The organism is Mycobacterium sp. E2462 (assembly GCF_001672685.1).
Lineage (GTDB): Bacteria > Actinomycetota > Actinomycetes > Mycobacteriales > Mycobacteriaceae > Mycobacterium.
Genome location: NZ_LZKC01000027.1, coordinates 1 through 748 on the forward strand (window position 1 = coordinate 1; position 748 = coordinate 748).

1 protein-coding gene is annotated in these 748 nt (G+C 77.1%); it reads left to right on the plus strand.

Features of this window, described 5'->3' with window-relative positions:
• Positions 1-34: 34 nt before the first annotated feature.
• On the plus strand, positions 35-748 hold a 714-nt coding region (gene eccB / locus A5714_RS01585; protein WP_068282034.1), incomplete at its 3' end, for a type VII secretion protein EccB.

The following is a 748-nucleotide window of genomic DNA, read 5'->3' on the forward strand; positions in this document are numbered from 1 at the left end:
CCGGCGCCGCTGACCTGCGGTCTAACGTGGGCCGATGCCGACGCAGGCGAGCGCAGGGCTGCAGCTCAGCGCGCACCGCTTCTGGCTGCGCCGCCTGGAATGCGCGCTGCTGGGTGAGGCCGCCGGGCGCGCGCGGGCGCGCTTCACGGCGCTGGCGGTGGGCGCCGCCCTGACCGCGATGGCCGTGGCCGGGTGCGCGCTGCTGGGGTGGCTGCGCCCGCAGGTCACGCTGGACCGGGCGCGGCTGGTGCTGGACCGCAACTCCGGCGCGCTGTTCGTCCGCGTGGACGACACCTGGCATCCGGTGCTCAACCTCGCCTCCGCCCGGTTGATCGCGGGGGCGCCGGTCGACCCCCAACCGGTGCGCCCATCCGATCTCGCTCGCGCCAAGCTCGGTGCGCCGCTGGGCATTCCGGGTGCGCCGCAATACCTCGGGGCGCCGCTGGCGGCGGCCGACTTGGTGTGGTCGGTGTGCGACGGCGACGGCGCCACCACGGTCGTCGTCGGCCGGCCGGCCGAGCACAGCGTGCGCCGCCTCCCCGCCGGGCAGGCCATCCTGGCGGCACCGGCGCCGGGCTCGCCGGCGTACCTCCTCTACGACGGCCGGCGGGCCGTTGTAAACCTCGACGACGCCGCGGTGGTGCGGGCGCTGCGACTGGAAGGCCGCGTCCCGCGCCGGGCCGTGGAGCTGCTCGAGTGCGTGGCGCTGGCGGCGCTGGTGCCCCTGACCGGCTGGATCTGCGGCGCG